Source organism: Chitinophaga vietnamensis, from assembly GCF_902167635.1.
GTDB classification, from domain to species: domain Bacteria; phylum Bacteroidota; class Bacteroidia; order Chitinophagales; family Chitinophagaceae; genus Chitinophaga; species Chitinophaga vietnamensis.
Window position 1 is genome coordinate 95,447 of the sequence record NZ_CABHMS010000004.1, and the last position, 25,553, is coordinate 120,999.

Below are 25,553 nucleotides of genomic sequence, written 5' to 3' on the forward strand. Positions count from 1 at the left end.
AAATTACATGTTCAGAAAAGTTTGCTGGCTGCTGTGTTTTTCCGCCGCCATGGCCGGGCATGCGCAACAGCGTATAGCCCGCAACGTTAGTGACACTGCACTCCGCCTGGTAGCCTGCGAAGGCAAAGCGCAAGGCACTTATTACATCGTCAAATATCTTTCGGCAGATACTGCATCGCTGCAAAGCCGTATCGATTCTGTATTTCACGTGATCGATCAGTCGTTATCGCTGTACAAGCCCGGCTCGCTCATCAACCGTTTTAACGAAACCGGCGAAGTGCAGATGGATGAACATATGCGCGCCGTGATCGCTAAAGCCTTGTTCACCAACAAAGCAACGGACGGTCTGTTCGATATCACCGTAAAACCGCTTGTGTACCTCTGGGGCTTCGGTGTCAGCAAACCTTCATTTAAAGGCATCCCGCCGGCAGACAGTATCCGGCGCACAATGCCGTATATTGGTTCCCGTTATCTCGCCGTAAAAGGGAACACTTTACGTACAACAAAGAAAGGAGTACAGATAGATTGTAATGGCATCGCACAGGGATATACGGTAGATGTGATCGGCCGCTTCCTTGAACAGCAGGGCATCTCCAATTACCTCGTGGACGTAGGCGGAGAGCTGTGCGCCAAAGGCCATAACCATATGAACAAGATATGGAGCGTTGGCATCGAGCGCCCATCGCCCGGCGATACTACTTATGAGCCGGTACAGGGGCTGGTGCGGCTGCCCAACAAAGGCATTGCTACCAGCGGTAATTACCGCCGTTTCTTCGATCAGGGCCGTACGCGCTTTGCGCATACCATTCACCCGAAAACGGGAGAGGCCTTGCATAACAATATTATCAGCGTAACGGTGATCGCGAAAGATTGTTTCACGGCAGATGCGTTTGACAACCCCCTTATCCTGATGGGCGTGGAACCCGGACTGCGTTGGCTGCAACGGCATCCGCAATACGGACTGGAAGCATTGTATATTTACAAAGCCAATGACGGCACCATCAAAGAGGCCTTCAGCAAAGGTTTCCGGCATTATATGGAATTCTGACCATAAAAAAATCCCGCAACAGATCAACTGCTGCGGGATACACTCTCACTCTCCGCTTTTCTAGAATATGGATAAAAGATTTTAGTTCAGGTGGAACCTCAATCCGATATTTCCCTGTATAGAATTGAAACTGGTGATGTCGTTGAAGTTGTAAGGCGCATAGTTATACCTTACGCTCGCATTGAACAGCACTGGTGACGCTTTCCCGAAAGGCACGTTGATGCCCACTTCCGGGCTCACCATGAACTGCCAGCTGTTGTTCTTCTCTACAAATTCTCCCCAGTATTTTTCGTAGTTCATATTTGCTGCGCCTATGCCGAGGGAAGCATAGGGGATCACGGGTTTGTCTGGCGTGGTGAAAGCCCAGCCCACGGTAGCTTGTATGGGTATCACCTGCAAGGTACGTGTTTGCACGGCGGATACATCGCCCATCTTATCCGGGTAAACGGCGCGCGGCACTTTTTCATAGAAGTCCTGGAAGCCAGTGCGGAGGCCTACCGACAGCTGGTTGTTCAGCATGTATTGCAATCCGGCGCTCCATCCACGGAAGCTGGTTTTGTTGCTATAATCTTTCAATGATCCGAATGGTTGTGCGATGGAATAGTTCACATCTACAGACAATGGCGGACGTACCTGTGCTGAAACGGCCTGTGTGGCGATACATCCCGCAAAAATCAATATCCAGTTTTTTATCTTTTTCATCTTCCAATCAATTTAAAATTTGCTGAATCAACATCTTCAAAAAGATGTTATTTGTTTTTAGTGAGATAAGGCGATTGGTCGAAAGAAGCTTTGACCATGCTATCCACATTGTTGATGTTCCACACGCCGGAGCCGCGCCATAGCGAGTTCCAGACAGCGGTGAGTTTATTGTCGGTCGGATGTTTCAGATCAAACAGGTCGATGGCAGTTTGTTTTTCGCTCACCTGGTACACTACATAATAAGAAGGCCAGTACCATCCGCCGCCGGGGAAGCCCCAGTAGCCGGGGTCCCACCAGCCTGCACCGCCCCACCATCCCGGGTTCCAGGATACGTTGGTGTAGGAGTTATCGATGCGGGTGAGGTTGATGCCAAGGTCGGGTTTGGCGGCTTTATCCACCAAAGTATAACCACGTGCCTGCATCGCAGTTTTTACAGATGCGATCAGTTGCTTGTCGTAGTCGGTCAATGCTTTCTTTGCAGAATCGCGGGTGGTAAGCACCGCAACGGAATCTACTATACTGAATGTTGAATAGGAGGAGAAATTTGCGTTGCTATCATGGTTCGTGATGTAGATCCGGGATTCTTCCTGCGTCATATCTTTTAGGGGGTCCTTGGCACATCCGCTGAAAGAGACAATTGCCACGAAAGCGGCAATGCTGCTGAGTAAATACAATGTTCTTTTCATATCCTAGCGTATTAATTTTCAAAATGGTTTCCTGGTGGGATTAACAAATGGCATGGTGTTATCATTCAAACGCTTTTGATGGCGAATAGTTACAAAAGGTTTACTAGAGAAATGTTAAGATAATTCTAAAGTAGCGACAGGGTTAACAAGCAGAGTGGTTTATATATTAGATTATAGTTTTAGCTAAGGATATTTTTATCGGAGAGCGCGTGTTGTAATTGCACAGGATCGGTGAAGAGAATGCTGTTGATGCCCAGTGCTTCAGCTGCTTTCACATTGCGTGGATTATCATCGATGAAAAGCGCTTCGGCTGCTTTTACATGGTAGCGGTCGAGCAGCAGGTGATAAAAAGAGGGCGAAGGCTTGCGTTGCTTTTCGCGTCCGGATACCACGATGCCATCGAACCATTGCATGAAAGGATATTGTACCAGCGCCAGCGGGAACGTTTCGTTGGACCAGTTGGTGAGCGCATACAGTTGGTATTTGCCGCTTTTCTTCAATGATTCCAGCAGGGCTACGGTGCCGCTGATTTCGCCGTTGAGCATTTCTTTCCATCGGCCGTAATAGGCGCGGATATTGGCTTCATGGGCCGGGTGCTGGCTAACGAGCAGTTCGGTGCCATCCTGTAAACTTCTGCCTGCATCCTGTTCTTCATTCCATTCAGAGGTGCAGATATTGCTCAGGAAGTATTCCATGTCTTCCGTTTTATCAAATATTTTCCTGTACAGGTACCGTGGATTCCAATCCACCAATACTGCACCGAGGTCGAAGATAATGGCTTTATAAGTAGTAAGCGTCTGGTCTTTCATGGACCGAAAATAATTATATATTTATATATTTTGTTATTTATTTATTTTATGGGAGAGATGATTAATCGGCGAGATCATCGGCGGCATCTTCGAGTAATTTGAGATCGACGGAATCGCTGCCGGCGATGCCTTCGATGGAACCTTTGATGTGTGCGGCATTTAGGAGTACTTTTTCCAGTTGTTTCTCTCTGGCTTTCCATATCTTCTCCATGGCATCGCGTTCTTTTTGTATGGAAAGGCGCATGGACATGAAGCCTTCGCGGATGGCTTTCCATTGTTCTGCAAATTCGCCGCCGGTGAGGTAGGAGTAGAGCATGTGCATTTTATCGCCTTTGTTTTCCTGTGTGCGGAGTGCGCTGGACACCTTTACGATACCGTCGCGGAGCACGTAGGCGAGGGCTTTCACTTCGGCGAAGGTGCATATCCAGATACCTTCTTTTTCGCCGAAGCGTTCCATGTCTTTGGGCATGGTTTGCGTAACGAGGATGGCGATATCCACGCCCTGGCTGCGCATATCGGCTTTGAGTTTTTCTACCCAGTCGCGTACAAATTCTTTGGTGCGTTTGCTTTCGTAGATGATGCGACCGCATTCCTGGCCATATTGGTTGCGTACCAGCTGGATGCAGTCGGCCCCGCGGATGCCTTTGCCGACGGGCGTTATCTCATCGTAGGGGAAGTTGATACGGAGCATTTCTTCCAGCACGAGTTCCTGTACTTCGCCTTGTAATTGAGAGGAGCCTTGTTCGGCGCGGCGCTTCATTTCTTCTGCGAGGCGTCGTTGGTCTTCGAGTTGTTTTTCAAGTTCGCGCAGGCGCAGTTGGTGTTCGGTGTCTTTGAGGAGGTTGCGGTCTGCTTCTTCCTTGCGGATCTGCTCTGCCAGCTCGGTGCGGGCTTCCAGTATTTTCTTCTGTGAGATGATTTCCAGTTCCTGTTCTTTGTTCTTTAGTTCCTGTTCCTTGCGGAGGAATTCCAGCTCCTGTTTGCGGGCTTCTTTGAGTTTTTCTTCCTGCTCTTCGTTGGCTTGTTTGAGGAGGAGGAGCTGGTTGTTATAGTCTTCGGAAATAGACCTGCGGAGGTCTTGCGCAAGGCTTTCCTGGAGGCGTTGTTTTTCCACCATCACCCGTTTGGCGATCTCGTCTTCCTGTTGCTGGCGCAGCGTTTCGATCTGTTGCCGTTCCTGTGCCATTTTACTTTTCTCCGACAGCAAAGTATTCTTTTCTGCTTGCAGCGATTCGAGGCGCTTGCGCCATTCTGATTCCATCTTGCCCCGCATTTCTTTTTCTATATCCGCTGCAAAAGCATCTTCCATTACAAACTGGTGTTTGCAATTAGGACACGTAATTGATGTACCCATAGTACCACTAAATTACGAGAGCGGGAGGAATAAAAAAAGGAAGGAAATTCCTTCCCTTCCAATCAACATAATCAAACAAACAATAATTATCTTATTCTTCTTCGAGTTGGTCTTCTTCAAACTCGTACTGGTCGGCCATTTCATCGATCTCGTCCGTTAATACGAAGAGGAGGGTGATGCGGTCATTGCCGGCCGGTGTGAGCCTTTCCCATTCTTCGATCACCCAGCCTTCGCTGAGGTATTGATTGAGTTCGGGCAGCTCGTTTACAAAACACGCGGCATCTGCATCAGTGCCGGTGGCAGGTTGCAGCTTGGTAGGATCAATAGTAACGGTGATGATCTTTTGCATGATGTAGCTTTTTGTACTATTAAATTTAGATCAGCATTGTTAGGGTTTTATTAAGAAGGGATTACCATAGTGTTATTTCTTGCGCATATCGCCGGCAGAGTCGTGGGCGCCTTGCCAGATAATGCCGGAAGTGCCGTCGGCATTGCAGCACACGCATCCGAAGATGCTGACAATCGGGTAGCCGGGCGTGTTTGTTTCAAAGTGGATGCTTTGTCCGGGGCCTTTGGAGCAGGCGTCGATAATGCCGGGTTTGAACTTGCCCATATCTTTCGGCGCGCCGTATTTTGAAGGATCATAAGAGGCTTGTGCGCGGGCGCTGTATCTTTCAAGGAAAGCGCGCAAGGCTGCTTTGGGATCTTTTTCTCCGCCTTCACAAACGAGTGATGTCCGGTTCATGCGGAAACAATCGTTGCGGGGTTTGTCGGGGTTGCTGGTGCTGGTTTCCGGATCTGCATACGGATCTTCATAAGGGTCTACTTCCGGAATGGGCGCGGGTTGCGGGTTGCGGCGCGGGTTGCGGCGGTTGCTGGCTTTGATCGTTTCCCTGATGAGGCTCACGGTGCGTGCTACTGCTGCTGCGGCTTTTTGCCAGGCGGCGGCGATGGCGTCGGCAGAATATCCTATGGCGAAGCCAACGCCAAAAGCAACGGCGGCGCCCAGCAATACAAAGGGGATGGCCACATCATCGGCGACGCCTATGCCGGTGACATCGTCGGCAGCGAGGCCGCCGGCAGTAACCAGTGCGCCTTCGCCTACTGCCGTGGCGGTAGCGCCGGCAGCGGCCATTTCAGTAGCCGTGACGATAGCCGCTTCTGCTTCTGCGCCGGCAGTGGTAATCGCCGCTGTTTCTTCTGCGGTAACGGCGCCAGCCCTCATTAACTGCGTCACTTGTTGTATCAGCGCCCTCATTTCTGCTATTTGCTGTGGTGTAACGGTTACAGGCGGATTGGGTGCAAAACGTTGCACCGCCTGCTGCTGGCCCCCTTCGCCTTGTTGTACAGTATGCCATAGCTCATGCGCCAGCAAATGCGCGCCTTCTGATGAGCCGGGATCAAATTTTCCCGCGTCGAAATAAATATCATTACCTACTGTAAATGCCTGTGCGTGCAAGCTGCGGGAGAGGCCTGCCGCCTGACCGTCGGTATGTATGCGTACAGCCGAAAAGTCTTGTCCCATGCGCGTTTCCATAGACTGCCGCACATTTTCGGGGAGCGCAGCGCCGCCTCCTTTGCTGGCATGTATGCGGCTTTCGGTATGCGCATCTACGGCCGGCGTGCTTTGCTGTTGTACAACGGCACTCACGGGATGTCGCATCACTTTGTCTTCTTCTTCGCAATGCTGGCATTTCCGTTGGATGAAAGTGGCGGATGGCAAGGGTTTACGGGATATTACCGCATCCGCCATTGCATCGGCTTCCCTTTCAAGGGGATCATCCACAGCGCCCACGGAGAGCTTGCGTTGCAGGGGCAGTTGACGGAAACATTCATTGTGAATTTTGCCGGAAGCGTTTTGAGAGGCGCCAGCACGTTCAGGTGATACCTGTTTGGGGGAACAGAGGCGATGTGTGGTCATTACAATGGTTTTAGAAAATTCGGGGTTTATGCTATCTAAGTTAGCATTTTCGGCAGGGAATAACAAATTTAAAAAGCCCGTAGAAGTACGTATAACGGTACCGGATATACGAAAGAAAGAGAAAGGTACTAAAACAACAAACCCCCACGTAAAACGTGGGGGTTTTATCTGGTGCGAAGGAAGAGATTCGAACTCTCAAGCCCTTTCAGGCACTACCACCTCAAAGTAGCGCGTCTACCAATTTCGCCACCTTCGCATCTGGTAGAATGGGATGCAAAAGTAAGGGCTTTTTGCAAATAACCAAATTTATTTATTCAATTTTTTTTAAACGATTCTTATTTCCGCAGCAGGATGCGAAAAGTAGTGCCTTTGTTGATATCAGAGGATTTCACGGTAAGCCGGCCTTTGTGATAATCTTCGATGATACGTTTGGCCAGTGAGAGGCCGAGGCCCCAGCCGCGCTTCTTGGTGCTGAAGCCGGGCTTGAACACTTTCTCGAAATTTATTTTCGGAATGCCTTTGCCGGTATCTGCTACATCCACGGTGATATAGGTGGGATGATTATCTATCGAGATATCGATCTTGCCTTTGCCCTCCATGGCGTCGAGCGCATTCTTGAGCAGGTTTTCCACTACCCAGTCGAACAGTGGCGGAGAGATCATCGCCGGCAGTTCCTTTTCTTTGGAGTGCAGGGTAATCTGCACTTTTTGTGGCGCTCTTTTGCGGATATAGTTCACCATATTATCGATCTGCTGAACGATATCTTTTTCTTCCAGGCTGGGCACGGAGCCTATCTTGGAGAAGCGGTCCGTGATCAGTTTGAGGCGGTCTACATCTTTGCTCATCTCGGTAACGAGTGGCGCGTTGGCTTCATTTTCGCGCAGCAGTTCCAGCCAGGCCTCCATAGAGGAGAGCGGCGTGCCCAGCTGGTGGGCCGTTTCCTTGGCCAGCCCTACCCATACCAGGTTTTGGGTGGCGCGGTTGGTGCTGGATAATGCAAAAAGGACCACGGCAATGAAGAGGGTGACTACAATCAGCTGTATATAAGGGTAGTATCGGATCTGCCTTAATATCACGGAATCGCCGTAGTAGATGTAGTTGTATACTTTTTGTTTGGCGTCTACCTCCATGATAAAGGGCGGATGCTGCTTTTTGAAAGATTGTAACTGTTCGTGGAGATAGGTGGGATTTTGCGCGATGAGGGCAGAATCGAGGTTGCGGCTATCGATGATACGGCCTTGTTCATCGGTTTGAATAAGCGGGATGGTGGTATTGTTCGTGATAATTTCGATGGCCAGGTTCAGGTTGGCGTCGGTGTCGGCCCGTAGCAGCTCCCGGTTGGCTTCCACCCAGGTAGCTACTTTTTTTCTTTCCTCGCCTTGTATCTTCCCCGACAGGGTACTGACAAACCATATCGTGGTAACAATGATCACCACCGCTATGGCGGCCAGTACAAACTTCCAGCCTATAAACTGTTTAAACATACTTCTAATTTAAGCCTAATTCCGCTACAGCGATTCGTAATTTGGGTTGCAAATATTAAAATCCTTTGTTGCATATTTGCATCTCCGAAAATTATTATTCACGCATAAACGTAATATCAGTTGCCCGTATTGCCATCAGTAGCCGTAGTTATTTTGAACTGGAATGGAAAGTCTTTTCTGGAGCAGTTCCTGCCGTCTGTATGCCGTTCTACCTACGCTAACCTGCAACTGGTGCTGGCTGATAACGCCTCTACTGATGATAGCGTGGCCTTTGTGCGGGAACATTTTCCGCAGGTCAGGATCGTGCAGAACCCCAGTAACGACGGCTTTGCAGGCGGTTATAACGAAGCGTTACAGCATGTGCAGGCAGATATCTACGTGTTGCTGAACCAGGATGTGGAGGTGGAGCCCGGGTGGATAGAGCCGGTGGTGGCCCTGATGGAGTCAGACCGCCGCATTGCGGCTTGTCAGCCCAAATTGCGCTCCTGGCACAAGCCCGATGAATTTGAATATGCCGGCGCTGCCGGCGGCTGGATGGATATCCTTGGCTATACCTTTTGCCGGGGGCGTATCCTCTATACCACTGAAAAAGACTATGGGCAATATGATGATGTGCAGGATATATTCTGGGCTACCGGCGCTGCCTTGTTTATCCGGTCGGCCTGCTTTCATGAGATGAGAGGCTTCGACCGTGACTTCTTTGCACATATGGAGGAGGTAGACCTTTGCTGGCGCCTGCAACGTGCGGGGTACCGCATCTGCTATTGCCCGGATTCGCGGGTATTCCATGTGGGCGGCGGAAGCCTGCCACAGGGCAATCCACGCAAGCTATACCTCAATTTCCGCAACAACCTGATGATGCTCTGGAAGAACCTGCACAGCGAAGACCGCTGGATTGTGCTGTCGCAGCGCTTTTTCCTCGATATACTGGCAGGATTGAAAAGCCTGGTATCGGGCAAACCCAAAGATATGGCCGCCATCTGGCGGGCGTACAAAGACTACTACCGCTGGCGCCGCACCTACGTGAAGCAAGACCAGCTGCCCGAGAAAAAGCTGATGAAGCTGAACGGCGTATTCCACGGCATCATGATCTGGCGCTACTATTTCCTCCGCCGGAAACAGTTCTCCAAGCTGCACGGGTAAAATAATATTTTACAATTGTAAAAATTAAAATCTTGACGTAAGTTTGCGTCGGAAATAAATTACATATGGAACAGAACACAAATACAGTAGAAAATAAGAACGATATCACCCTGGATAAAGTATCTACTTCACGCTTCATCTATTACGTGGGTGTATTTTGCCTGGTAGCCTTTATGCTGGGTGGTTGCTACAATCTCTACAAACACAAATATGCCGGCAAACCGGATGTAGTCGTTCCTGGTAATACGCTCTACGATCCAAAATACAAATAAGCAATCCGCTTCAACATAATTATCCGGGCCTCCTGTAGCACAGGAGGCTTTTTTTATGCCTGTTTCTTTCCTGATCTCGTAAATGTAATTCCCGATGTGAGTAAGCCGTTTGCCGTCTTCGTCAGATTTTTGTTTTATGATCAACAGCAAGGAGAAGCCGGCAAAGAAACGTAACAGGTCGTGGTGGCAGGCCATGGCGGCACAGCTGCACCTGTGGCTGGGCCTGGCTTCAGGAATCATCGTTTTGATAGTAAGTGTTACCGGTTGTTTATTCGTTTTTCAGAAAGAGATCAACGAGATGGTATATCACCGGGAGATGTATGTAAGCCCGCAACCCAAGCCTGTTCTGCCACTCACGGAGCTGCTGGCAAAGGCGCAGGCGGCCCTCGGGCCCGACAGGCCCATCAGGGGCGTTACCGCCTGGCGCGCGCCGGACAAGGCTTGGGAATTTTCTACCTATAAAAGCAATGATACCGCTCTTACCTATTTCGGTGGTATTGAATACTACCAGGCGGCCATGCTAAATCCTTATACCGGCGAAGTGACCGGCGTGCTCGACTACAAGCATAATTTTTTCTCCATCGTAAAAGGCATGCACTGGAGCCTCTTGCTCAATACGCCTTATGGCCAGCCGATCGTGGGCTGGGGCACATTTATTTTTGTGATATTGCTCCTTACCGGCCTGGTGCTCTGGTGGCCGAAGAAATGGAACAAAGCCAACCGCGAAAAGAGTTTCCGCATCAAATGGAAAGCAGGCTTCAAACGGGTGAATTACGACCTTCATAATGTGTTAGGTTTTTACACTTTGCTTGTGGCGCTGGTAATTGCGCTGACGGGCATGGTATGGGCTTTCAGCTGGTTTCAGGCTACGGTGTATGTAGTAGCATCAGGCAGTACCACGCCGCCGGTGGTGGCGAAAGTGGCCTCGGTGAAGCAGGAGGCGCCAGCTGGCAACAAACCGCTGGATATCGCTTTCAAGGCGGCTTTGTCCTTGCTCCCCGATGCCAAACGTTTCTTCGTATATCCGGCAACGTTCCCTGAAGGGGTACATACGATCAGTGGTTACAATACCAATGAAAACTATTATGGCGCGGATCAGTTGCAATTTGATCAATACACCGGAAAACTGCTGGGGCGGCGCAACGACCATCACAAGAACAGGGGCGAACGTTTGATCGATATGAACTATGATATCCATGTAGGCGCTATTGGCGGCATCATCGGAAAATGTATTGCATTTGTGGTGAGCCTCGTGTGCGGATCGCTGCCGGTGACGGGCTTCTACGTGTGGTGGGGCAAGCGAAAGAAAAGTAAAAAATCTACCACAACAGCTAAGAAAATAGTACAGACTGCCGCTTTGTAAGTGAAAAATATTCATTTTTTGCGCCGGCTGTAATGCTTGATGGTAAAGCATTACAGCCGGCTGCTTAAAATCTCTCCTGTATAAATCTGTAAAAAAGTTTAAAAAAAATTTTGTGAATTAACTTCGTTTCCTATCTTTGCAATCCCAACGAAAACGGTGACCACCGGTAAAAGTTGAGAAGTTCTTGACAATCATGCGGAAGTAGCTCATTTGGTAGAGCACGACCTTGCCAAGGTCGGGGTGGCCGGTTCGAGCCCGGTCTTCCGCTCCAGTTTGATGATGTATCACAAGGATGCCTCATCGTTAAAAAGATAATGTTTGACAATTTGCGGAAGTAGCTCATTTGGTAGAGCACGACCTTGCCAAGGTCGGGGTGGCCGGTTCGAGCCCGGTCTTCCGCTCCAAAGCCTGATCGATATATTTCGGTCAGGCTTTTTTTATTTAGCTATTTGATTATTTGTTTATTTTGATATTTAGGTTCTATGAAGATGTTCCTGAAACCTAAATATCAAAATAAACAAATAATCAAATAACAAAATAATTCAGTAGTCTCCACTGGCGCCGCCGCCACTGCCGGTGCCTTCGCCAAACTGGAAGCCTGGTTTTGCAGGTGGTGCAGGTACCATTGTTTGTGCGATCAGCAGCGATTCTGCATTGAGCTTATCTAACATAGCAGGATCATCGGGCGCCTGGTAAGTGAAGCCATGCCTGGGCGTTCGCAGGTAACGGAGAAGCCCCCACGAAATACCGATCATCACGATGCCGGCCAATACCATCGCTACTTCCAGCGGCATCACGGCATGATAATAACGGATGGTACCTATGATGGCCGCCAACAGCAAAAGGCCGCAACGCAACAGTATCGCGTCTTTCTTACGCACGCCGAAGAAAATATACACTAAAGGAATGAGCACGGTGGTGAACCAGAAGAGCTGTAAATTGCTGCCAGTCTGTTTTTCATCCAGTTGATAGATATTCCTGCCCACCTCATTGATAACATAATAATTCAAAGCCGCATAGAGTGTTAGTAAGGACAACACTTCCCATACAGTACAACACAAGCGGTAATAACGGAACTGTTCCTGCTTGCCCAGCCAGCGTGCCAGCACATATGCCCCAATTGAGATGAGCGCCAGCACTACCGGCGTCACTAATTTTCCTTCGCCCGACAACAAAAAGAAAAACATCAGCAGCAATGATAGCAATGCTCCTGCGGCAGCCAGGACATCTGCGAAACGTAAAGTAGCATACAGGCATAGCGCCAGCGCTATCAGGCATGCAGCGGATTCGGGCATCCTGGTGTTTACTATGATAGCTGCGCCCAGCAAGAACATAGAAGACCATAACAAGGCATCGTCTACGCCGGCGCGGTAAAAATGCCTGGTACGTACAAAGCCCTCCAATGCGGCATAGCAGCCAAAAGAGAAGATGATGACGGTTGTACGGATGATCGTGTCGTCAGATGTGTGCCATGTCATCAAGGCCACCAAACCCAATGCCACCAATACGATCAGCAGGGTCAGGAGAATAAGTCCTATCCTGATCACGGGGTTAGGGGTGTAAAAATTCACCGGAAATTTTTCCCGCACGGCCGCCTGCTCCTCCGGCGTAGTGCATTGTTGACGCAGCGCTAAATCCGCTGCCTGCCTGATTTCCAGGTTATCGAGATCTGTAGAAGCATATGCGATCATTGCCGGAGTTTTTTGTTGAGATGAACAAGCAGCAGCACTACGCCTAATGCACTGAAGAGAAAATAGAAAAGGCCGAGATAGATGGCGTCCAAATCTTTCATGTGGTCGAGGCTTCGCAGAACGAGGTAGCTAAGGCCCACATAAGCATAGAGTATGGTGATGAGTATGAAATAAAACGAACGTTCGCGGGCAGCACGCTGGTACACATAGGCTGCCATAGCGGCCAGCAGCAGCACCCAGATGGCGTCCAGCTGCACCATGCCGGCCAGACAGGCCAGGAAGAAAATATGCGTACCAAAATTATGATACGTGAAGGCGAAATGTGCTTTCAGATTTTTTCTTTGCGTAAGCTCTCCTGCCAGCAGCAGGAACACACCCAGCGCGGCGCCGGTGTAAATGGTGACAGGCGCTGAAAATTGCCAGGTATGCAGTAATTCCAGTGGCCTGATAGCCACACCTACCCATGCTGCGAGGTTCACCACCGCCATCGACAATACCCCGAGATGGTCGAAGTAGTAGGCGCTGAAAGCCAATACTGCCAAGGGAATGAAGGTAGCGAGGCCATAAGCGTTACCAAAGGCGGTATACTGCACTTGCAGGTAGCCAATAAAAGTGATCAGCGTAAGGCAACCTAACAGTAACGCATAATCGAAAAATGAGTTGGGCGATGCTACCTTTTGCCAGGAAAAGGGTCTGGCCTTCCGGAAGCAATAGGCAAAGCAGGCAGTGCTGATAGCGGCTATCAGCGCCAGTATCGCCTGATGGCCGATGGTGTCGATGTGTTTATAGACGAGGATACCCAGTCCGCCGCTCAGCAGCAATACGCCCAGGTATAGCAAGGTCTTGATTTCCCAGTGAAGAGAGAAGAGGCGGTTTTTCTCGACGGCTTTAACCTTTTCCAGCGAGGCATCGCTGATTACCTGGGCCCGACGTAACTTTTCAAACAAATGTATGTCCATATTGGGGATTAGCGACCTGAAAATTAGCACAATTACGGCCAATATGGTTAAAATATTTATTAAAATAGCGAAGCAGGTAGCAGCTGATACAAAAGCTGCGCGATATTTTTGTATAAATAGAACCAATCTAACGCTTACGAATAAACGAAATTATATGGAACAGTTTGAGGCCTCCCTTTTCGTGGAACAAAACAATGAGTTGGGCGAAAGCGCCTGCTGGTGGCCGGACAGGGCCTGCTGGTGCTGGGTGGATATCCTGGGCAAAGTACTGTATATCTATCCCCCCGACGGCTATACGCAATCGTTCCCGATGCCCGCATTTGTAAGCGCCATAGCGCCCGTGGCAGGAGGCGAAGAATTGCTGCTGGGCCTCCAGGACCGTGTGGTGCGCTTTTCGCCGGAGCGGGGTATCATCGATACGCTGGCTGTTATTGACGCCAGGCCACATATGCGCTGCAATGACGGCCGCTGCGACCCCGACGGCCGCCTCTGGATCGGCACCATGGCGCTTGATGCGGCGGACGGCGCAGGTACGCTATACACTATACAGGCAGTAAACAGGCTTGAAACAGGCTTGAAACAGGGCGTATCACCGTATCCGCGCTTGCAGGGAGTGAGTGTATCCAATGGCATCGTATGGCAGCAGCAGCGCATGTATTACAACGATTCCCATACCCGTTGTGTGCAGGAGTTTGCCTATGATGCGGCTTCCGGGGATATTACGTTTATCCGCCGGGCCATCGAAATCCCGCAGTGGATGGGCCTTCCGGATGGTATGTGTGCGGATGAGCAGGGGCGTTTGTGGATTGCGCATTGGGGCGGCGCAGCGGTATACTGCTGGGATCCGCTTACAGCGCAGGTGGCTGCCAAGGTGAGCGTACCGGCCTTGCAGGTATCGTCCTGTATGTTTGGCGGAGCGGGGATGAACGAACTGCTGATTACCACGGCGCGGGAACATCTATCGCCGGAAGAGCTGGCTCAATACCCGCTCAGCGGCAGCGTATTTAAAATTACTTTGCCCGTTAAAGGCTTGACTGTCAACTATTTTAAACTATAAAAAGTGTTGCCCCGGGTATTCTGCCTCATTTGTCGTATCTTTGCAGCCGGAACTAACTAATCCTGCTATCTTATTTCAACTTCCCTTTTGCAGATGTTTCCCTATTCCACGTTACCATGAAAACATCAGTATAAATAATTAAATGACCATGAAGGATTTCAAAATTATCGACAACAAGGAGGCCAGGCAGTTCGAGGCACATATCGCCGGTCAGTTGGCCAAAGTGATTTATGAAAGAAACGGCAGCCGCATATTTTTAACGGGAGCCGAAGTACCGCCCACATTGGAGAAGCAAGGCGTTACGCCGCTGCTGTTGGGCAAAGTGATGGAAGAGATCCAGTCACAGAACATTCGTATGGTACCGTCCAGCAAAAAAGTAGCGGAATTTGTACGTAGCAACCCGCGCTGGAAAGCATTGCTGGCGCATGGCTTGCACATCTGATAAATCATAAAAAAGATATTTCCGGACTTTGATCTGTTGGCGTGTAGCTTTGAACGGATGCAGACATTGCTATTATTAGAATGGCGGAAGAAGCAATACCCGTGCAGGAGCTATGTATACGCTTTCATTTCAAAATCCGGAAATGTTTAACCGGGAACCCTCACAGGCACTATTTAATCCCCAACTTCGCTTTCGCCGCGGCCATCAGGTCATCGGTTTCTTCGGCAATTAATACCGCATCTCTGGAGTTATCAATCACGAGCGAGTAGCCTTTTTCTTTAGCTACCGCCTTTAAAGCCGTTTTTGCTTTGTCCACAATAGGTTTGAGCAGCTCCTGCTCTTTGGCCGCCATCTTCTCTTCCATACGCCCTCTGTACTCCTGTATATTGGCCTGCGCCGTTTGCAGACTTTTCACTTTCAATTCTCTGACTGCCTGACTGGTGTTTTTAGGAAGGCTGTCAAATTCCTGCGCCATACGGGTATATTCCGCTACCAGCTGCTGGCCGTCTTTGCTAAGGCCGGACTGGTACTGCTGTAAACTGGCAGTCGCATTTTTGGTTTCAGGCATCTGGGCTACCAGTTGCTGGAAATTGATGTAAGCGGTTTTGGATTGGGCGAAGGCGCTGGCTCCTAAGAACAGTGACAGTAGGCAGGTACAGATAAATTTCATGTGGACAATTTTCAGCAATATTATCATCCCATTTGTGAAATATTTTATAACAGTTATATAAGATAATGTTAAAGTGGAGAGATGATATAATGTATTGATATGTAGGGAGATAACATTGTGCCGGAAAAAAAATGCTGCCGGGCGTAGGGGTGGAAACTACCTGGCGTGTCGTCTATAAAACCCACGCAATTGGCAGAAGGAATTATATTTGACGTCAGTTATCAAAACCTACGCATGGAGTTGCATGATACCGGTAGCGCTTCGTTACTGGAAAAAGAAAATACGCTCACTTTTGAGGAAGTGTTTAAAACCCATTTTAAAGGGCTGCATGCTTATGCCTGTACGATATTGAAAGATGAGATCATGGCGGAAGAGATGGTACAGAACGTATTCTGCAAGCTTTGGGAAAAATCGGGTGATATCAAGATCAAGGAATCTGTATCGGGATACCTGTACCGCTCTGTATACCATGAGAGTATCAATTATCTCCGCCATCAGAAAGTAAAAGCGACGCATCAGGCGCACACAAAATATCAGATGAGCAACGAACATGCTACAGGAAATACCTCCGGCAAAGTGATGCTGAGAGAGCTGGAAGAGCGGCTGGAACTGGCATTGCGCGAGCTGCCGGAAAAGTGCAGGACCGTTTTCCAGATGAGCCGCTTCGAAGAATTAAAATACCAGGAGATCGCCAACCGGCTGGGCATCTCGGTGAAAACTGTGGAAAACCAGATGGGCAAAGCCTTGCGGATACTGCGCCTCAACCTGGTGGATTTCCTTCCCTTACTGTTATTACTATTGCTCAACCTGTAAATGTGGATAAGTGAAGCACAAAGATCATATGAACGACGACTTGCTGGTGAAATATCTGCTCAGGATCGCGGAGCCTGATGAGCAGGTAGCAGTAGAACAATGGCTGGCAGCAGATCCCGAACATCAGCGCTATTTTGATCATTTCCGGCTGATCTGGGATGAAAGCAAGAAGCTCGCCGCCGTCAGCACCGTGAACGAAAACGATGCCTGGCAACGTTTTCAGCAGCGGGTAAATAATAACAACGATCACGGCGCGCGCATCGTGGAGATGCAACCACGCCGCAATAACTGGCTGCGTATAGCCGCTGCCGTTACAGTGCTGCTCGGCGCCACCGGCGCCTGGTTCTGGTGGCAAGGACATTCGTCTGCCAACATGAACATCATACAAACCGCCATGGCCATCCGCCTGGATACCTTGCCAGACGGCTCCATGGTGACGCTGAATAAACTATCCAAACTTTCCTATCCCGCCAGTTTCGGTAAGGTAAGGCAGGTAAAGCTGGAAGGCGAAGCCTTCTTCAATATCGCCACCGATCCTTCCAAACCCTTTGTGCTCAAAGTAAATGACGTGGAAGTAAAAGTATTAGGCACCTCTTTTAACGTGAAGAGCAGCGGCGGACAAACAGAAGTGATCGTGGAAACAGGCGCCGTAGAAGTGGTGAAGAACAAGAACAGCGTGCAGCTCAAATCACATGAAAAGGCCACCGTAGCCGATAACCAGGATGCGCCCGTGAAACAGGACAATACCGATGAGCTGTACAACTACTACCGCACCAGCTCTTTCGTATGTAACGACACGCCCCTGTGGAAACTGGCTAATATTCTCCAGGAAGCATATGGTGTGCATATTACCATTGCCGACAGCAGCAAGCGGAATATGCCAATTACCACTACCTTTGCCAATAGTTCACTGGATAGTATCCTGCGTATTATCAGCCTTACCTACAATATCACAGTAGATAGAGACGGTGATCAGATCACACTTAAATAATTATGTTACGGAAACCTTGTTTACAAAAGATATTTTTTACCACCGCTCTTTTTCTTTGCTGCACTGTTGGCGCCTTTGCGCAGGGATTGCTTAACAAGAGCATCAACCTGAATGTAAAACAGCAGCGGCTTTCAGCTGTGTTGAACCTCATCGGCAAACAGGGCGGTTTCTATTTTTCGTATATCAGTAACAGTTTGCCACAGGATAGCCTTGTTACCCTCTCTGTACAGAACAAAACGGTAAAACAGGTGCTCGATATCCTGCTGGATGGCAATTATCAATACAAAGAATCAGGGGATTATATCATCTTGCTGAAAAGGCCGGGGCAGGCGTATTTTGTCGTCAGCGGCTTTGTCACGGACCGGCATACCGGGCAGCGGATATCCAATGCCAGCGTGTATGAGCGACAGCAACTCATTTCTACGCTCACTAATAACGATGGTTACTTCAGGCTGCGGTTAAGGGATAAATATCCCACCGCAGCCATCAGCGTTAGTAAGGACCTGTACGGCGATACCTCGCTGCTCCTGCGTTCCGGCGTAGACCAGGATATCGCCGTAACCATCTCTCCCGTTACCCATACTTTACAAACCGTTGAAATCACCGGCTACCAGATGGTAGAAAAAACCTGGTTTGGCCGTTTGATGTTATCATCGCGGCAGAAGGCGCAAAGCCTTAACATCCGCTTCCTGGCCGATAAGCCTTACCAGGCCTCTATTGCGCCCGGACTGGGCACGCACGGCAAAATGAGCGGACAGGTAGTGAACAAGTTATCCCTCAACCTCACCGGCGGCTATACCGCCGGCGTAGACGGATTGGAGATTGGTACCCTGTTCAATATCGTGAAGAATAATGTGAAGTCGGTGCAGATATCAGGCGGTATCAATATCGTTGGCGGCAAGGTGAAAGGCGCGCAGATAGCCGGTTTGCACAACAATGTGCTCGACTCGATGACGGGTGTTCAGGTAGCGGGAGTGAGCAATATCGTGCGTGGTAATGTGCTAGGGGTGCAGTTCAGCGGCGTGGTAGGCAAAATATCCGGACGTGTGGAAGGTGCGCAGCTATCAGGCGTCATATCGCTGGCAAGCGGCTATATGAATGGCGCGCAGATCAGCGGTGTTTATAATGATGCCGACAGTAGCATGGGCGGTGCGCAGGTCTCCGGCGTTGTTTCTCATGTAAGAGGAGATGCTGACGGGACACAGGTTTCCAGCGTAGGTAACATCGTGAACGGCACACTCAATGGCGCGCAGGTAAGCGTTATTTTTAACTACGCCAGGAAGATGAATGGCATACAGGTAGGCCTGGTGAATATTGCGGATACCTCCACCGGTTATAGTATCGGGTTGATCAATTTTGTGAAGAAAGGTTATCATAAATTATCCCTCTTCAGCACAGAGCTCACGCCCTTCAACTTCGCGTGGAAAAGCGGGCGCAAAGAGCTGTACAGCATCCTGGTGGCGGGCGCCAGTGTGGGAGCCAATAACAAATCATATACATTCGGATATGGTATGGGACATGAATTTCCATTACCGCACCATCTCGTTATCACTGCCGAAATCACTTCGCAGACGCTCTTCCTGGGCGACTGGTCGCATACTTCACAGATCAACCGTTTACAACCCTCCCTGCAATGGCGGCTGAACAAGCAGATCGCGTTATTTGGCGGCCCTGCGCTGGTGGTCTATTTCAACAACAACGGAGTACCATCGCATGGTTACAAAACGAATATCCCGCCTAACTATCCGGGTTTCAGGATTGGCGATAGTGGCCATGGATGGCTGGGTTGGCAGGCAGGCATCACTTTATTTTAAGCGCGTGTAGGGGTAACTTTTTATTGAGGTGTCGTTATTCAGAATCGATTAACAAAACCTCTACAATGAAAAGAATATTTTTACTGGCCTTGTGTGCCTTTACCATGGCGGCTTCTGCGCAATCGTATGTTTCACCGGCACATATCGGATTCGTTTATCCACTCAGTTCAAACGGAAAAAACGCAGCGCTCTATACCAATCATTTTTCGCTGCACGTGTTGGCAGGTGTTTCCAAAGCGGAAACAGGATCGGCAGTTGCTGGTATTGCCAATATTGTGAAAGACAGTGCCACCGGCGCACAAATCGCCGGTTTCTCCAACTTTATTAACCGCACCTCGCACGCTGCTACCGTGGCGGGTTTCATGAATAGTATCCGTACCAGTTCAGATGGTGCGGTAGTATCGGGCTTCATGAACCTGACCGGGCATCAGGCAAACGGCGCACAGGTAACGGGCTTCCTGAATAACGCCGCCACCCTGAATGGCGTGCAGGTGGCCGGTTTCATGAACATGGCCAAAGACGCTGCCGGAAGCACACAGGTAGCAGGCTTTATGAACAAAGCCGGTGATGTGTCAGTACAGGTTGGCGGCTTCCTCAACGTTGCCAAAAAAGTGAAAGGCGTACAGGTAGGTTTTATCAATATCTCCGACAGCTGCGATTATCCGATAGGCGTGGTGAACATTACGAAGCACGGGGAGAAACAGATCAGTGTGAGCGTGGATGAAACAGCCAATATCATCGCTGCTTTCAGGTCAGGCGGTAAATTCATGTATGGCATATTGGGCGCTGGTTACAACGTGCAGTACAGCGGCGAATCGCTGTATGCGCTGCAAGCGGGTATTGGCTGGCATATTCCTTTGTCGGCGCATTTCCGTTTGAATGCAGAAGCCTACCAGACCGTATTGACCGATTTCAAAAAAGATCCTTACGGTAAATGGTCGCTGGGCATTTTCCCTGCCTACCGTTTCGGTACCCGGATAGAAGTATTTGCAGGTCCTACCTTCAACATTATCCACACCAAAAACGGGCTGGGAGAGGATTTGATGAAGCATTACCTGTGGACCAACAGACATGGTATAGATAATAATAAATTCGAAGCAGGGTATTTTGGCGGACAGGCCGGGGTGCAGATAAGATTGTAGATTGGATTTGTGAATTTTTTGATTTACGGATTTTTTGATTGGAGGGATATCCCTCAATCAAAAAATCCGTAAATCAAAAAATTCACAAATCCATTTAATCCTGGTTCAGACGAATTATACTCGCTTCTATCATTGCAGGCACTATGATATTTCCTTTATTATCGATGGTGAAATCGGCGGGACCGGCAATTGGCGCTTTGTTAACAGTGGTGATTTGATTGTTGGCGAGATCCAGGCGGATGATGACGCCTTTCTTTTCAAATGCTACCCAGTCGGAGATGAGGAGCGCTTTGTTATGATCCACCAGCGCGATGCCGTCGTAGTAGCCGGTGCGGGTGCTGAGCGGCTGAAATGTTTTTGTGGCGGCTGTGATATCGATGTATCCGATTTCGCCATTGGGCTGATTGGCTTCGCCAAAACCGCAAGCGTATAGGCGTTGCCGTTGGGAATCATAAATGAGACCGTTAGCGCCTTTTACGCCGTAGGTAAGCGGCAGCTCTTCAAAGCCGGGCCTTGCACCGAGGTGCACGATGTATATTTTACTGATATCTGTGGCAGAAACGAAGAGCGTGTGTGCGTCTTTTACAGCGAGATCGTTGAGCAATTGTGTTTTGGTGGCGGAGAGGTCGGCCGTGAAAACCTGTTTGCCGGTGTTAAGATCGAAACCTTTTACCTGGTCGATATCAGCTACGTAGAGGGTATTGCCGATGATGGCGGTGCCTTTAGGAGCATCGAGGCCATTGCCTTGCGCGAAAGCGCTCACCTGCCCGTCTTTGTTCATTTTCCAGATGATGCCGTTACCATCTTTTGCTACAGGGTTGTTGCCTTCGCCGAGGTCGGTGATGTAGTAAGCGTCTCCTTTGATGATCACGCTTTCGGGCGCCTTCATCACCTCATTCTTGTTGAGCTTTGTTTGTTGCTGCGCCATTGCGCCGGCGCTGGCCAGTACGATCATAGTGGCCAGCATGGCTATTCCTGGGTAGTTCATGGTGTGAAATATTTACAGCAAAGCTACGTACATCCGCCACCGTGATGATAAGAAGAAACGCTCAAAAAATAGCAATTTTGGTTCGCTGTACATTTTTAGGGGTAGAACCATATTTAGCTTTATACAATTTGATGAAATAAGATACATGCTCAAAGCCGCATTCGTCGGCGATTTCATTCACGTTCTTGTCTGTATGTTGTAACAGGTATTGCGCATGTTTCAACTTCTCATTATTGATCCACCTTTTGGGCGTGTCGTTGAACAGGCGGCTGAATTCACGTTTGAAGGCGGAGAGACTAAGGCCGCAAACCTTTGCATGTTCTTCGAGCGTAAAGGGCTTGAGCAGGTTTGATTTGATGGTAAGGGTAAGACTTTCGGCATCGGTGTGGAACATATGCTTCAGGAAGGCCAGCACCTGTTGGCGATAGGGGCCTGACAACAGCAATAGCAGCACTTCCCGCAGTTTCAGCTCCAGCAGGCGGGAGGTGTTGTCATTGGGGTGTTCCATGTATTCGAGGATGGTATCGCGCACGCGGAGCACCGCATCGGAGCAGGGCACGACCATGGGTACGTTGTGGGGAGCATTTTTCACAGCTTCGATCCCCGCATCTTCCGATAAAAATGACCGGAGCAGCTGATCATCTACACACAACATCAGGGCCTGATAGTCCTGGTCCTCTTCTTTAAAGAAGGCAGACATGAAGTAGGCGCCGCGTTTCAGGAAGATGAGGTCACCACTGTGGGCGATGAGGTTTTCATCGGGGAGATGTATCTCCTTGCTGCCCCTGATCACGAAGGTGAGCGTATTTTCGGTGAGGAACCCTTCGGCCTTTTCCTGGCGCTCCAGCAATTTGAACCAGGCTACCACAGAACCGCCACTGTGGCTCAATCGGATCAGGGGGCTGTCTTTATACGCTTCAAATGCGTGCGGGAAACGAGGTAACATAGTTTATGGCATTGTATTTGGTAAAGCTAGATAAAATAGATTTGTATATGAAAAAATGGTTCTACCTATCCGTACTTCTCCTTGCTGTTGTTTTCACCAGCTGTACGAAAACAACCAATGAGATTATCCCCAACAAAACTATTATTGTACCAGGCAATAGCGGCGATTGGAAATATGACGGTAACACTAAATCTTACTATATCTCCATCAGTGTACCGGAGCTGGACAATAACACTAATCAGACCGACGCTGTAGTGGTGTCTATGGCGAGAAACGGCGGCTCCCTGTACGAGGCCTTACCGGAAGTCTATAACAATACTTCTTTTACATTCATCCACCAACCGGGTACCGTATTGATCGAAGCGCAGGGCGTGAATGGCAGTACTATCCAGTTACCGCCGAATAATATCACTTTCAAGATCGTGCTGATCCCGTCTACACAAATCTAGTTGCTATTTACCGTTTAATTTCTACATACAAAGCTGGGCGCTACGGTGCTCAGCTTTTTTGTTATCAGCCATTCATGGAAATAACGGCAAGTTAACAGGCGCCCTTCGCGGTTTTTTACTACTTTCAGCCATCACAGTGAACTTGAAATAACAAAAAGGACTATGGATACAAGAAGAGATTTTATCAGAAAGGCCACCTTATTATCAGGCGCCGCAGGGATATGGAGTGCGATGCCCTCGTCCATCCAGCGGGCTTTGGCCATCGACCCCCAGCCTGGCACCACTTTCCTCGATGCGGCGCATGTGGTGATCCTGATGCAGGAAAATCGTTCGTTTGACCACAGCTATGGCTCCCTGCGGGGCGTTCGCGGTTATAATGATCCGCGTGCTATCCAGCTGCCGAATAAAAATCTTGTATGGCTGCAAAGCAATCAGCAAGGCGATACCTATGCCCCCTTCCGTTTGAACATCAAAGATACCAAAGCTACGTGGATGAGCAGCCTGCCGCATTCCTGGGCCAACCAGGTAGATGCCCGCAATAATGGAAGGTATGACCAGTGGCTGCTCGTGAAACAATCCGGCAACAAGGAGTGGGCGCCGATGCCGCTCACCATGGGCTTCTACAACCGCGAAGATATTCCTTTCTACTACGATCTGGCCGATGCCTTCACCGTATGCGATCAGAATTTCTGTTCCTCTCTCACCGGCACTACTCCCAACCGCCTGTATCTCTGGACCGGCACCCTGCGCGATACGCAGACGGCCAACTCCAAAGCCAATGTATGGAACGATGATGTGGACTATGGCGCAGAAGCCCATTGGACTACCTTTCCCGAGCGGATGGAAGATCATGGCGTATCCTGGAAGATCTATCAGAACGAGATCAGCGCCGCCGGCCTTGAAGGCGAGAAAGACGGCATGCTGGCCAATTTCACCGATAACCCGCTGGAGTGGTTTACCGCTTTCAATGTGCGTTTTGCCAAAGGCCACCAGCAATACCTGCAACGGCAGGTAGATACGCTGTCGCAGGAAGTGCCGCAGCTGGCTGCGCAACTGGCCGCCACCGATGCCACTGCTGAAGCCCTTGCCAGGATGCAAAAGCAGTATCAAAGCAAGAAAGCAGCGCTCGAAAAAGCCAAAGCAGACATTGAAAAATTCACGGCCGCCAATTTTGCCAAACTGCCCAAACGCGCGCAGGAACTGCATAACAAGGCATTCACCACTAACATAAAAGATCCCGACTATCACGAACTCGAAACACTGCAATATAAAGACGGCGACACCGAAAGAACCGTGCAGATACCGAAAGGCGATATCCTGCATCAGTTCCGTGAAGATGTGAAAAACGGCCAGCTGCCCACTGTATCCTATCTTGTGGCGCCAGGCGAATTTTCTGATCACCCCGGATCGCCCTGGTATGGCGCCTGGTATGTATCAGAAGTGTTGGATATCCTCACACAACAGGAAGCGGTGTGGAAGAAAACCATCTTCATTCTCTGCTATGATGAAAATGATGGTTACTTCGATCACGTGCCGCCCTTCACCGCGCCGCATAAACCCGGTACAGGAAAGGTTTCCCAGGGAATAGATACCGCCATTGAATATGTGACGAAAGAAGAAGAGCAGCAGAAAAAATACCTGCATCCCGAAGAGATACGTGAAAGCCCCATCGGGCTTGGCTATCGTGTACCACTGGTGATCGCATCGCCATGGAGCCGCGGCGGTTATGTGAACTCACAGGTATTTGACCACACGTCCATCATACAATTCCTGGAACATTTCCTGGAACACAAGACCCGCAAGCCTTTGAAAGAAACCAATATCAGCGCCTGGCGACGTACCATTTGCGGTGATCTTACTTCTGTATTCAGGCCCTTCAAAGGAGAAAAGGTGAGCGTTCCTTTCCCCGACCGTAAAGCCTTCATCGAATCCGTATACAATGCCAGGTTCAAGAAGTTGCCGGATAACTTCAAAAAGCTCACCCCGCAAGAGATAGCGGCGATCAACCAGGATCCTGCCTCTTCGGAGTGGATGGCGCATCAGGAGCGCGGTACGCGCATCGCCTGTGCACTGCCATACCAGTTGTATGTAAATGGCCGTCTCAGCGCCGACAAACAACACTTCGATATCAGCTTTGCCGCGGCCAAGGAAGTATTTGGCGCGAAGGCTGCCGGCGCGCCTTTCAACGTATATGCCCCCGGTAATTTTGTGCAGCTGGATACGCAGCAGATGGCGCCATTGCGCGCCTGGTCGTATGCAGTGAGCGCTGGCGACCAGCTCAGCGACCAATGGGCGCTGAAAGATTTTGGCGATGGTCATTACCACCTGCGGGTATACGGCCCCAATGGCTTCTACCGCGAATTTAAAGGCGATAGCAAAGATCCGCAGATAGATATTGCCTGCGATTATCAGCGCAACAAAATCAACCGGAAACAGCTCAATGGCAATGTAGAGCTGAAGATCAGTAACCATGGCCCATCTCCGCTAACCATCACCGCCAGAGATATGGGATACGGTAAGGGAGATATACAGCTCACCGTAGCCGCCAAAAGACAATCATCACTGGTGATAGCCCTGTCTAAAAGCCAGGGCTGGTACGATTTCCGCGTTACTGTAGCGGGCAATGAGCTATACGAACAGCGCTTCGCGGGAAGAGTGGAAACCGGAAAAGAAAGTATCAGTGATCCGGTAATGGGAAGAATAAGCTAATAGTGTTGTATAAATCTGTCGCCCCTACGGCTAGCCCCGTAGGGGCGACAGATTTATACAACACCATTCTCATTAAACATATCGCCCCCTCTTTTTGTAT

The 25,553-nt window shown here is 49.6% G+C and carries 24 protein-coding genes and 3 tRNA genes; 14 read left to right on the plus strand and 13 right to left on the minus strand.

All coding sequences use genetic code 11. The annotated features are described in order from the left end of the window. Positions 1–7 precede the first annotated feature (7 nt). Positions 8–1,048 carry an FAD:protein FMN transferase gene (locus tag FPG75_RS11550; RefSeq protein WP_143307011.1) on the plus strand — a complete coding sequence of 347 codons (1,041 nt, stop codon included), beginning with the start codon at positions 8–10 and terminating at the stop codon, positions 1,046–1,048. An 81-nt stretch (positions 1,049–1,129) separates the two neighbouring features. On the opposite strand, the gene FPG75_RS11555 is transcribed toward FPG75_RS11550, so the two are convergent. From FPG75_RS11555 to FPG75_RS11590, 8 genes are all read right to left on the minus strand, one after another. Continuing rightward, a complete protein-coding gene (locus FPG75_RS11555) occupies positions 1,130–1,750 on the minus strand; it encodes an outer membrane beta-barrel protein (protein ID WP_143307012.1) in 621 nt (206 codons plus the stop codon). A gap of 47 nt (positions 1,751–1,797) precedes the next feature. Then, positions 1,798–2,436, minus strand: a complete 639-nt coding sequence (locus FPG75_RS11560) for a DUF4136 domain-containing protein (protein ID WP_143307013.1) — start codon at positions 2,434–2,436, stop codon at positions 1,798–1,800. Between the two features lie 179 nt (positions 2,437–2,615). Next, a complete protein-coding gene (locus tag FPG75_RS11565; protein WP_143307014.1) occupies positions 2,616–3,245 on the minus strand; it encodes an HAD family hydrolase in 630 nt (209 codons plus the stop codon). Positions 3,246–3,306: 61 nt separating this feature from the next. After that, the gene (locus FPG75_RS11570) at positions 3,307–4,554 is read right to left on the minus strand and encodes a DUF2130 domain-containing protein (protein WP_236652777.1); all 1,248 of its coding nucleotides are present in this window, start codon (positions 4,552–4,554) and stop codon (positions 3,307–3,309) included. A gap of 136 nt (positions 4,555–4,690) precedes the next feature. Then, positions 4,691–4,948 (minus strand): hypothetical protein, encoded by a 258-nt coding sequence (locus tag FPG75_RS11575; RefSeq protein WP_143307016.1) that lies wholly within the window; start codon positions 4,946–4,948, stop codon positions 4,691–4,693. A 72-nt stretch (positions 4,949–5,020) separates the two neighbouring features. After that, positions 5,021–6,520: an eCIS core domain-containing protein gene (locus tag FPG75_RS11580; RefSeq protein WP_143307017.1), complete on the minus strand. Its 1,500-nt coding sequence runs from the start codon at positions 6,518–6,520 to the stop codon at positions 5,021–5,023. A gap of 169 nt (positions 6,521–6,689) precedes the next feature. Continuing rightward, a tRNA-Leu gene (locus FPG75_RS11585) sits at positions 6,690–6,776 on the minus strand. A gap of 79 nt (positions 6,777–6,855) precedes the next feature. After that, positions 6,856–8,004: a sensor histidine kinase gene (locus tag FPG75_RS11590; protein WP_143307018.1), complete on the minus strand. Its 1,149-nt coding sequence runs from the start codon at positions 8,002–8,004 to the stop codon at positions 6,856–6,858. A gap of 120 nt (positions 8,005–8,124) precedes the next feature. Here FPG75_RS11590 and FPG75_RS11595 point away from each other — a divergent pair, with 120 nt between their 5' ends. From FPG75_RS11595 to FPG75_RS11615, 5 genes are all read left to right on the plus strand, one after another. After that, the gene (locus FPG75_RS11595) at positions 8,125–9,147 is read left to right on the plus strand and encodes a glycosyltransferase family 2 protein (RefSeq protein WP_143307019.1); all 1,023 of its coding nucleotides are present in this window, start codon (positions 8,125–8,127) and stop codon (positions 9,145–9,147) included. Positions 9,148–9,212: 65 nt separating this feature from the next. Further along, a complete protein-coding gene (locus FPG75_RS11600; RefSeq protein WP_143307020.1) occupies positions 9,213–9,419 on the plus strand; it encodes a hypothetical protein in 207 nt (68 codons plus the stop codon). A gap of 136 nt (positions 9,420–9,555) precedes the next feature. Next, on the plus strand, positions 9,556–10,782 hold the full coding sequence (locus FPG75_RS11605; protein ID WP_143307021.1) for a PepSY-associated TM helix domain-containing protein: 1,227 nt from the start codon (positions 9,556–9,558) through the stop codon (positions 10,780–10,782). A gap of 195 nt (positions 10,783–10,977) precedes the next feature. Further along, positions 10,978–11,053: transfer RNA gene (locus FPG75_RS11610), tRNA-Gly, on the plus strand. Positions 11,054–11,110: 57 nt separating this feature from the next. Further along, positions 11,111–11,186: transfer RNA gene (locus FPG75_RS11615), tRNA-Gly, on the plus strand. 138 nt (positions 11,187–11,324) lie between these two features. Here the strand turns inward: FPG75_RS11615 and FPG75_RS11620 are convergent. Both FPG75_RS11620 and FPG75_RS11625 read right to left on the minus strand, forming a co-directional pair. Continuing rightward, a complete protein-coding gene (locus FPG75_RS11620; RefSeq protein WP_143307022.1) occupies positions 11,325–12,473 on the minus strand; it encodes a hypothetical protein in 1,149 nt (382 codons plus the stop codon). Continuing rightward, positions 12,470–13,432, minus strand: a complete 963-nt coding sequence (locus FPG75_RS11625) for a DUF2157 domain-containing protein (protein WP_143307023.1) — start codon at positions 13,430–13,432, stop codon at positions 12,470–12,472. The genes FPG75_RS11620 and FPG75_RS11625 overlap by 4 nt, the downstream gene beginning before the upstream one ends. 154 nt (positions 13,433–13,586) lie before the next feature. Between FPG75_RS11625 and FPG75_RS11630 the strand changes: the two genes are divergently transcribed. Then, positions 13,587–14,489, plus strand: coding sequence for an SMP-30/gluconolactonase/LRE family protein (locus FPG75_RS11630; RefSeq protein ID WP_161596763.1), 903 nt, complete (start codon positions 13,587–13,589; stop codon positions 14,487–14,489). 148 nt (positions 14,490–14,637) lie between these two features. After that, on the plus strand, positions 14,638–14,931 hold the full coding sequence (locus FPG75_RS11635) for a GNAT family N-acetyltransferase (RefSeq protein ID WP_161596764.1): 294 nt from the start codon (positions 14,638–14,640) through the stop codon (positions 14,929–14,931). 169 nt (positions 14,932–15,100) lie between these two features. On the opposite strand, the gene FPG75_RS11640 is transcribed toward FPG75_RS11635, so the two are convergent. Beyond that, entirely contained in the window at positions 15,101–15,601 is a 501-nt protein-coding gene (locus FPG75_RS11640; RefSeq protein ID WP_161596765.1) for an OmpH family outer membrane protein, read from the minus strand. Between the two features lie 234 nt (positions 15,602–15,835). Here FPG75_RS11640 and FPG75_RS11645 point away from each other — a divergent pair, with 234 nt between their 5' ends. From FPG75_RS11645 to FPG75_RS11660, 4 genes are all read left to right on the plus strand, one after another. Further along, a complete protein-coding gene (locus tag FPG75_RS11645; RefSeq protein WP_143307027.1) occupies positions 15,836–16,414 on the plus strand; it encodes an RNA polymerase sigma-70 factor in 579 nt (192 codons plus the stop codon). A gap of 10 nt (positions 16,415–16,424) precedes the next feature. Continuing rightward, a complete protein-coding gene (locus FPG75_RS11650) occupies positions 16,425–17,405 on the plus strand; it encodes a FecR domain-containing protein (RefSeq protein WP_143307028.1) in 981 nt (326 codons plus the stop codon). Positions 17,406–17,407: 2 nt separating this feature from the next. Further along, the gene (locus FPG75_RS11655) at positions 17,408–19,219 is read left to right on the plus strand and encodes an STN domain-containing protein (RefSeq protein ID WP_143307029.1); all 1,812 of its coding nucleotides are present in this window, start codon (positions 17,408–17,410) and stop codon (positions 19,217–19,219) included. Between the two features lie 65 nt (positions 19,220–19,284). Beyond that, entirely contained in the window at positions 19,285–20,361 is a 1,077-nt protein-coding gene (locus FPG75_RS11660; RefSeq protein ID WP_143307030.1) for a hypothetical protein, read from the plus strand. Between the two features lie 94 nt (positions 20,362–20,455). Here the strand turns inward: FPG75_RS11660 and FPG75_RS11665 are convergent, their stop codons facing one another. Together FPG75_RS11665 and FPG75_RS11670 are read right to left on the minus strand one after the other, a co-directional pair. After that, a complete protein-coding gene (locus tag FPG75_RS11665; protein WP_143307031.1) occupies positions 20,456–21,349 on the minus strand; it encodes an NHL repeat-containing protein in 894 nt (297 codons plus the stop codon). Positions 21,350–21,410: 61 nt separating this feature from the next. Beyond that, positions 21,411–22,295, minus strand: coding sequence for an AraC family transcriptional regulator (locus FPG75_RS11670; protein ID WP_143307032.1), 885 nt, complete (start codon positions 22,293–22,295; stop codon positions 21,411–21,413). A 47-nt stretch (positions 22,296–22,342) separates the two neighbouring features. Between FPG75_RS11670 and FPG75_RS11675 the strand changes: the two genes are divergently transcribed. After that, positions 22,343–22,744, plus strand: coding sequence for a hypothetical protein (locus FPG75_RS11675; RefSeq protein WP_143307033.1), 402 nt, complete (start codon positions 22,343–22,345; stop codon positions 22,742–22,744). A gap of 162 nt (positions 22,745–22,906) precedes the next feature. Further along, complete coding sequence (locus FPG75_RS11680; RefSeq protein ID WP_143307034.1) at positions 22,907–25,453, plus strand: phosphocholine-specific phospholipase C; 2,547 nt, start codon at positions 22,907–22,909, stop codon at positions 25,451–25,453. Positions 25,454–25,553: the final 100 nt, after the last annotated feature.

Coding starts and splice junctions, on each gene's coding strand:
- FPG75_RS11570 (WP_236652777.1), bottom strand. CDS start 4,554: ATGGAAGATGCTTTTGCAGCGGATATAGAAAAAGAAATGCGGGGCAAG.
- FPG75_RS11550 (WP_143307011.1), top strand. CDS start 8: ATGTTCAGAAAAGTTTGCTGGCTGCTGTGTTTTTCCGCCGCCATGGCC.
- FPG75_RS11635 (WP_161596764.1), top strand. CDS start 14,638: ATGAAGGATTTCAAAATTATCGACAACAAGGAGGCCAGGCAGTTCGAG.
- FPG75_RS11555 (WP_143307012.1), bottom strand. CDS start 1,750: ATGAAAAAGATAAAAAACTGGATATTGATTTTTGCGGGATGTATCGCC.
- FPG75_RS11680 (WP_143307034.1), top strand. CDS start 22,907: ATGGATACAAGAAGAGATTTTATCAGAAAGGCCACCTTATTATCAGGC.
- FPG75_RS11605 (WP_143307021.1), top strand. CDS start 9,556: ATGATCAACAGCAAGGAGAAGCCGGCAAAGAAACGTAACAGGTCGTGG.
- FPG75_RS11580 (WP_143307017.1), bottom strand. CDS start 6,520: ATGACCACACATCGCCTCTGTTCCCCCAAACAGGTATCACCTGAACGT.
- FPG75_RS11575 (WP_143307016.1), bottom strand. CDS start 4,948: ATGCAAAAGATCATCACCGTTACTATTGATCCTACCAAGCTGCAACCT.
- FPG75_RS11565 (WP_143307014.1), bottom strand. CDS start 3,245: ATGAAAGACCAGACGCTTACTACTTATAAAGCCATTATCTTCGACCTC.
- FPG75_RS11645 (WP_143307027.1), top strand. CDS start 15,836: ATGGAGTTGCATGATACCGGTAGCGCTTCGTTACTGGAAAAAGAAAAT.
- FPG75_RS11560 (WP_143307013.1), bottom strand. CDS start 2,436: ATGAAAAGAACATTGTATTTACTCAGCAGCATTGCCGCTTTCGTGGCA.
- FPG75_RS11665 (WP_143307031.1), bottom strand. CDS start 21,349: ATGAACTACCCAGGAATAGCCATGCTGGCCACTATGATCGTACTGGCC.
- FPG75_RS11655 (WP_143307029.1), top strand. CDS start 17,408: ATGTTACGGAAACCTTGTTTACAAAAGATATTTTTTACCACCGCTCTT.
- FPG75_RS11660 (WP_143307030.1), top strand. CDS start 19,285: ATGAAAAGAATATTTTTACTGGCCTTGTGTGCCTTTACCATGGCGGCT.
- FPG75_RS11630 (WP_161596763.1), top strand. CDS start 13,587: ATGGAACAGTTTGAGGCCTCCCTTTTCGTGGAACAAAACAATGAGTTG.
- FPG75_RS11640 (WP_161596765.1), bottom strand. CDS start 15,601: ATGAAATTTATCTGTACCTGCCTACTGTCACTGTTCTTAGGAGCCAGC.
- FPG75_RS11620 (WP_143307022.1), bottom strand. CDS start 12,473: ATGATCGCATATGCTTCTACAGATCTCGATAACCTGGAAATCAGGCAG.
- FPG75_RS11625 (WP_143307023.1), bottom strand. CDS start 13,432: ATGGACATACATTTGTTTGAAAAGTTACGTCGGGCCCAGGTAATCAGC.
- FPG75_RS11670 (WP_143307032.1), bottom strand. CDS start 22,295: ATGTTACCTCGTTTCCCGCACGCATTTGAAGCGTATAAAGACAGCCCC.
- FPG75_RS11675 (WP_143307033.1), top strand. CDS start 22,343: ATGAAAAAATGGTTCTACCTATCCGTACTTCTCCTTGCTGTTGTTTTC.
- FPG75_RS11590 (WP_143307018.1), bottom strand. CDS start 8,004: ATGTTTAAACAGTTTATAGGCTGGAAGTTTGTACTGGCCGCCATAGCG.
- FPG75_RS11600 (WP_143307020.1), top strand. CDS start 9,213: ATGGAACAGAACACAAATACAGTAGAAAATAAGAACGATATCACCCTG.